The sequence below is a fragment of the Acidithiobacillus sp. genome (assembly GCF_023255755.1).
In the GTDB taxonomy this organism is placed as follows: domain Bacteria; phylum Pseudomonadota; class Gammaproteobacteria; order Acidithiobacillales; family Acidithiobacillaceae; genus Acidithiobacillus.
Genome location: NZ_JAGDVS010000017.1, coordinates 1 through 6,277 on the forward strand (window position 1 = coordinate 1; position 6,277 = coordinate 6,277).

Below are 6,277 nucleotides of genomic sequence, written 5' to 3' on the forward strand. Positions count from 1 at the left end.
ATGCGCCTTTGAAGAAGGCAATACCAAACACAGCGGAAAAATCGTGCTAATCAGGTAGGTTTATCCTGTAACATCCCCCCATGATGCCGATTTATGGGGGGTTGGTTTTTTGAACTTGCCCCAATATTTAACCGCCAAAAACCCCCGCACCATAAGCGCCATCATTCACCACCGATAGGCGCTTTCCAATGCAAAACGAGTCCGATTTACTCCTCCGCGAGATCGTCAAAGAAATCGCGGGAACCCTTGGTTTTACCGAGAAGAACGTACCCACTCAGATCAACGAGGGGCAGACATCCATCGTCCTGGACGTGAAGCCCGCGACCCTCTGCAACTGGCGTTGTACTGGCCGCTACAACCTGCCGTTCATCAAGACCGGACGCCTTGTCCGTTACCGTGTGGCTGACCTCGCCGCCTGGATCGCCAAGCGTCGCACTGGCATGGAGGGCTGACCATGCAGCCACAAAAAAGCCGCCCCGGAGCAGGGACGGCACACGCTACAACATCACGATCCAATGATACCCCGATTGATCGAGTCCTGCACCGCCTGGACAAGGTAAAGCGCACAGCGCCAGACAAGTGGATCGCCTTGTGCCCTGCCCACGACGACAAGCGCCCCTCGCTCAGTATCAAAGAAGGCGATGACCATCGCGTTTTGCTCAAGTGCTGGTCCGGGTGCGGAGCCGCCGAGATCGTTTCAGCCCTGGGCCTATCCCTGGCCGACCTGTTCCCCGGCAACCGGCGCAGTCTCAGCGACCACGGCACTGGCCCCATGCGCCGTCCGTTCGATTATCGGGACGCATTGCAGGGCATCGCGCATGAAGCCACCGTCGCCCGGCTGATTATCGAGGCCGCCAATTCTGGGCAGGAAATGGACGTGGAATCCCTGGACCGGCTGGCGATGGCCGAGGAGCGAATCAGCGATGCACTCCAAGCTGCGGGGGGTACCCAATGAGTAGCTGGGATGAGCAGGCCAGCCCACAGCCCGGAGTCACCCTGACTTGTGCGTCATCCATCGCGCCCGAGGGTATCAGTTGGATATGGCCGGGATGGTTGGCCGCTGGAAAACTGCACGTTCTGGCAGGCATGGCCGGGACCGGAAAGACCACCATCGCGCTGGCCGTCGCCGCTACACTGACCGCCTCTGGACGCTGGCCCGATGGCGAGATATGCCGACAACCCGCCGATGTGATTATGTGGAGCGGTGAGGATGACCCCGCAGATACCCTTGTTCCGCGTTTGATGGCAATGGGCGCAGACGTGGCCCGCGTCCACCTGATTACAGGTACACGGGACGATGACGGAAAGTTACGCGGCTTTGATCCTGCCAATGACATGGCGCTGCTGGAATCCGCCTTGACGAAGTTTAAGCCCCGTCTGCTGATTCTGGACCCGATAAGCAGCGCGGTGTCAGGGGACAGCCACCAAAACACCGAGGTCCGGCGCAGCTTGCAGCCTATTGTGGACCTTGCCGGGAATCTCGGTTGCGCCGTCCTGGGTATTAGCCACTTCACGAAGGGCACCGCAGGCCGCGACCCCTTGGAGCGCGTCACCGGATCACTGGCCTTCGGAGCATTTGCCCGTCTGGTATGGGCAACCATCAAGCCCGGCAAAGATGCCGACGACCAGAAGCGCCGATTGATCCGCACTAAGTCCAATATTGGCCACGATGGTGGCGGCTTCGAGTACGACCTGGCGCAGACCGCAGTCCCCGGCCATAGCGACCTGTACGCCTCTTGCATCCTCTGGGGTGAACCCCTGGAAGGAAGCGCCAGAGAATTGGCCGGACAGATCGAGGATGACAACAAGCCCGGCGAGGAATCGGGACCGTCGCCGCGTGAAGAAGCGACCGACTTCCTGCTGGATTTTCTGGCCGATGGACCGAAGCTGGAAAAAGAAATCAGGGAATGTGCCGGGCAAGAGTGCATAGCCAAGCGAACCCTTGACCGGGCGAAAAAGGAGATGGGCGTGGTATCGGTCAGAATCGGTAAAGCCTGGGGATGGCACCTGAAAAATTGGATACCAGGTACACGCGCCGATGACGATCAAGAAGGCCAAGGATGCCAAGAACGCCACATTTCCATATATAGGAAAACTGGCAATCTTGGCACTCTTGAAAGCGCAGAAGTCACAGAAACCCCGGAAATGCTGGCTTTCGAGCAAGAAGGTCAACAATGCCAACCATGCCACATTCCAGACGACGACGCCCCTATGGATGGTGAAGTATGAACGCCGCCGAGGTCATCACCGAGATTGAGCAGGCGGGTGGCAAAATCTGGATCGAGGGGGACCGGCTCAAGTTCCGGGATACCCCCGCCCGGCTGGTCCCTCTCATTCGTGAACACAAAGCCGCGCTGCTGGCGCTGCTAAAGGAGGAGCAGGCAGGTCAACGTAGCACCTCGCCTGTCAGCGTCGCCCCTGAGCCAGATATGGCCCCGCAAACGGCACCAGCGACCGTCACATGCGGATCATGCGTCCGATTCCAGCCGGGCACCACGTCGCTGGGAATAGGTGTCTGCCTGGCGACCACGAATGGATTGCCGCCGAAGGAACAACGCGAGTATCTGGCCGCTTACCCGATGGCCCCGCGTCGCTGTCCTGAGTATGCAGGATCAGCGTCATGAAGCGCCGTAGGGAAGCACCAGCGATGCCACAGGGCTACATGGCCGCACTCGGCAAGCTCTACGGAAAACCCGCTGAGGAGGGACCAGAAACAGCTCCACAGCGCACGCAATCCACCGGGGTGCTACCGATGCCCCGCTTACCCAAGAGGAAACGGCCATGACCACGAAACCGAACGCACCAGCAAACAACGGGATTATTATCATTGAAGGCGACCCGGACACCCCGGAGAAGGACGCTGCACGAGCCGCCACCCTACCCGCAGTGCAAGCCGCCTTCACTATGGGAAAATACACATGGGGCGGGGTTAAGGCCGAGCCTGGCCCGCTAATCGCTGAATTGAGTTCACAGGCCCGCCGAGTCATAGGCGGCGACCTGACTCGCATCGAGGGTATGCTGGTCAGCCAGATGCACACCCTGGACGCCATGTTCAACAGTCTTGCCCGGCGAGCAATGGACACCGAAAACGCGGATCACGTCAAAATGTGGCTGACCGCATCGCTGAAGGCACAAAGGCAGTGTGTCAACGCCGCTGAAGCATTGGCGACCCTCAAAAATCCCGCCGTATTCGTGGGTAAGTAACAAATCAATCAGAGTGCCGGACCCATGCAGGTCAACAATGGGGCACCCGCGCCCGCCCCTGTAAAATCCAATCCTGACACCGAACTAAAGGAAATTACCCATGAGCATATCGAACGGCTGGACACCGGAGCGCCGAGCAAGGCAGGCCGAGATGATCCGGGAATGGCGACCGTGGGAACAATCGACCGGACCAGTAACCGAAGCCGGAAAGGTCAAGAGCGCCGCTAATGCCAAGAGCCTGGGGGTTCGTGCCGCCCGCCGAGAGGTGCGGGCAGTCATGGCGCTGATTCGGGAGTATGACCGGCAAGAACGCGAGATGTTGAAGTTGATAAGGCCATGAACTGGGAATGATCGGAAGCCGGGTTGTCTTTTCCAGAAATTCGCCTAATCTGACGGCAACCAACCATCAGAGGAGGACCACATGAGTCTTAGAATAATGATAGCGCTGGCCATTGCCGCCATTGCGCCAGTCGCCGCAGCAGACACCCTTAGCCGGGCCTTGGACACCATCGGAGTGTATGGCGAAGTCGCCACCACCCCATCCAGCGCAAGTGCAAGCGACCCGTATGGCAGCATATCCGCGAACGGAGGCAACACGACCGGCGGCGTCGGCATTACGATGACGGGCGTCAATCAGAGCTTGTGGTACACCCATTTGAGCGCGGATTACGCCTTCGGCTCACCGATCAATGAAGGCACCGTTTCGGGGACCTTGAACAATGTTGCGAGCGCCTCTGTTTCTGGGTCGGCCCATGTGTCAGGCCACTCGATGGCTTTTAATGCGCGGATCGGCAAGCTCTTTGCCATTGGTGAAAACGCAGCGGTCGGCCCGTATCTGGCCTATCAGTATGCGGATTTTAAGGTTGGCCTGGATGGCATCACGGCGGGGTACCGGAACAACGCGGTAGGCGGCGGGGCTTTCGGCGCCCTGGTCCTGTCCTCACGCTTGTCGGTGACGGGTCATTTGGGCTACCTGGCCGGAGTCTCCGCGTCCGCCTCGGCTACTGACTATTACGGCAGTTATTCCGCCTACAATCCGCCGTCCTCTGGCGTCCTACAGATCGGTGCGAAGGCGGACTACCGCTTTGACCCAGACTGGAGCGTGTTCGGCGGGATTGATTATGACCGCTACTCGGCATCATACAGTTATGTGCCGTATGCCCTGAATGCGAGCGCCACGATTAACGATATTCGCGGGATCGTCGGGATGGCTTACCACTTCTGACCGTCAGCATCTTTCAGTGCACAAGCGTCCTTCGGGGCGCTTTTTTATTGCCCATAGGCTGGGGCGAAACCGCACGCCATTTCCCTGCTGGCGGAGCCTTTTTTCTCTCTGAGGTTAGCCCTGGGTTAGCCCGGAAAAATAAAGGCACCTAGCAAAATTCGCTAAGTGCCTATTTCTTTTGGCTCCCCGGGACAGGCTCGAACTGCCGACCTAGTGATTAACAGTCACCCGCTCTACCGACTGAGCTACCGGGGAAAAGTGCGCGTATCCTAGCCTTCCGTGCAGCGCGCGTCAAGGACCAGGCGCCCGCTTTTCTCTGCGCCACAGAGCACTCCCCCTTGCCAAATGACGACATTTCGGCTATCTACTTTTTTAGAGAAAAAAGAACGAGGAAGACGCCGATGCGAAGGCAAAGCATTATGTTCCCTGTCGGTCCAATCAAACATGGGGGTGGACTCCTCCTGTTATTGACTCTGACCCTCAGCGGCTGCGCCTCCATGACGCCGCACTCAGCATATCCACCGGCAAACCTATCTCACGATAACGCCTCGTCCGCTTACGACAGCCGCGCCGAAGCCACCACGCTGGATGCCGTGCTCGTCCATACCATTGCAGAAATTGGCAAGCCATATCAATGGGGTGGAGAAAGTCCGCGGACAGGGTTCGACTGCAGCGGGTTCATTCAATATGTATTAGGTCGCGCCGGGGTAACGATCCCGAGGACCTCTTTTGCCCAAGCCGAAGCGCTGCCAGCGGTAAGCCTCAACCGCATTCGCCCCGGCGACCTGGTGTTTTTCAACACCATGGGTCAGCCCTTTTCCCATGTGGGCATCTATATCGGCGGCAATCAGTTCGTCAGCGCCTTGAACCGGCAGCAAGGTGTCGCTGTGCAGAGCCTGCAGATTCCCTACTGGGCGGAGCGGCTGGATGGCGTGCGACGTCCGATGCCTACCGAGTTGCTGGCGATGCGGGACAACTAAATGCATAAAAACTGGGCGTTATTTCCGAAGACCATATTGGCCACTGTGGTAACCGCAGTTCTATCGGCATGCGCGACCAATGTCGGCACGGTGAATCAAGCGACCGCACCGGCAATCGCCACACCCGCCCCGCTGCCCTTGCCTGCGGTGCCGTTGCCCACGGTACCCATTCCGGAGCAACCCAGCACTGCGGTCATGCCAGAGACCAGCAATACCTGCATCAGCAATGTGGCGTTCCCCAATTTTCCCCAGCAATATCAGGAGCGGATGCAGGAAATCGCCTGCCACCTGCAGGAACAGGATGGCCTGCCCGCCAGCTATGTGATCCCCACCCTGCAAGACGCCAGTTTCAACGCCCGCGCAGTGGCACTGATGACGCCCCCGCCCCCTTCCGCAACACCTGCGCCGCCTTATCCCTGGTGGCGCTACCGGAATCGTTTCCTGCGTCAGAACCGTCTGAGTCAAGGCGTGCAATTCTGGCGGGATCATGCCGCGCTCCTGCAAGCGGTCAGTCAGAAATATGGCGTTCCTGGACCGATTTTGATGGGCATTCTCAATATTGAAACGGGCTTCGGTTCCTTTCAGGGCGGATTTTCAGTGCTCAACAGCAACTTGAGCCTGGCATTGGCGTTACCTGGCCGGCGGCGGTTTTTTCTGCATCAGACAGCGGAGACCCTGAAGCTGGCGCAGCGTTTAGGCGTTTCCCCAGGAACACTCCAGGGTTCACAGGCCGGCGCCATGGGCATGTCCCAGTTCCTGGCCAGCAGTTACCTGCGCTACGGCGTCACCTGGAATGACCCGCCGGGCGGACCCATGCCCAACCTGTGGCAGTCGCCTGCCGACGTGTTGGCTTCCACCGCCCACTTCT

General features: G+C 58.9%; 10 protein-coding genes and 1 tRNA gene. 10 read left to right on the forward strand and 1 reads right to left on the reverse strand.

Translation table 11 applies throughout. The features are described 5' to 3' along the window. The first annotated feature begins 188 nt into the window (after positions 1-188). From Q0C48_RS01395 to Q0C48_RS01430, 8 genes are all read left to right on the forward strand, one after another. A complete protein-coding gene (locus Q0C48_RS01395) occupies positions 189-452 on the forward strand; it encodes a helix-turn-helix domain-containing protein (protein WP_291520814.1) in 264 nt (87 codons plus the stop codon). A gap of 2 nt (positions 453-454) precedes the next feature. Then, positions 455-955, forward strand: coding sequence for a hypothetical protein (locus Q0C48_RS01400; RefSeq protein WP_291520816.1), 501 nt, complete (start codon positions 455-457; stop codon positions 953-955). Beyond that, on the forward strand, positions 952-2,229 hold the full coding sequence (locus Q0C48_RS01405; RefSeq protein WP_291520817.1) for an AAA family ATPase: 1,278 nt from the start codon (positions 952-954) through the stop codon (positions 2,227-2,229). Before Q0C48_RS01400 ends, Q0C48_RS01405 begins: the two co-directional genes overlap by 4 nt. Further along, positions 2,226-2,624, forward strand: a complete 399-nt coding sequence (locus tag Q0C48_RS01410) for a hypothetical protein (protein WP_291520819.1) — start codon at positions 2,226-2,228, stop codon at positions 2,622-2,624. The genes Q0C48_RS01405 and Q0C48_RS01410 overlap by 4 nt, the downstream gene beginning before the upstream one ends. Continuing rightward, complete coding sequence (locus tag Q0C48_RS01415) at positions 2,621-2,785, forward strand: hypothetical protein (RefSeq protein ID WP_291520821.1); 165 nt, start codon at positions 2,621-2,623, stop codon at positions 2,783-2,785. The genes Q0C48_RS01410 and Q0C48_RS01415 overlap by 4 nt, the downstream gene beginning before the upstream one ends. After that, the gene (locus Q0C48_RS01420) at positions 2,782-3,204 is read left to right on the forward strand and encodes a hypothetical protein (RefSeq protein ID WP_291520823.1); all 423 of its coding nucleotides are present in this window, start codon (positions 2,782-2,784) and stop codon (positions 3,202-3,204) included. Before Q0C48_RS01415 ends, Q0C48_RS01420 begins: the two co-directional genes overlap by 4 nt. A 100-nt stretch (positions 3,205-3,304) precedes the next feature. Continuing rightward, positions 3,305-3,544 carry a hypothetical protein gene (locus Q0C48_RS01425; RefSeq protein ID WP_291520825.1) on the forward strand — a complete coding sequence of 80 codons (240 nt, stop codon included), beginning with the start codon at positions 3,305-3,307 and terminating at the stop codon, positions 3,542-3,544. An 81-nt stretch (positions 3,545-3,625) separates the two neighbouring features. Further along, positions 3,626-4,429 (forward strand): hypothetical protein, encoded by an 804-nt coding sequence (locus Q0C48_RS01430; RefSeq protein ID WP_291520827.1) that lies wholly within the window; start codon positions 3,626-3,628, stop codon positions 4,427-4,429. Positions 4,430-4,608: 179 nt separating this feature from the next. On the opposite strand, the gene Q0C48_RS01435 is transcribed toward Q0C48_RS01430, so the two are convergent. Further along, a tRNA-Asn gene (locus Q0C48_RS01435) sits at positions 4,609-4,684 on the reverse strand. Between the two features lie 146 nt (positions 4,685-4,830). Here Q0C48_RS01435 and Q0C48_RS01440 point away from each other — a divergent pair. Together Q0C48_RS01440 and Q0C48_RS01445 are read left to right on the forward strand one after the other, a co-directional pair. Beyond that, on the forward strand, positions 4,831-5,409 hold the full coding sequence (locus Q0C48_RS01440) for a C40 family peptidase (RefSeq protein ID WP_291520829.1): 579 nt from the start codon (positions 4,831-4,833) through the stop codon (positions 5,407-5,409). Then, the coding region (locus Q0C48_RS01445; RefSeq protein WP_291520831.1) for a lytic transglycosylase domain-containing protein at positions 5,410-6,277 on the forward strand (868 nt) is incomplete at its 3' end.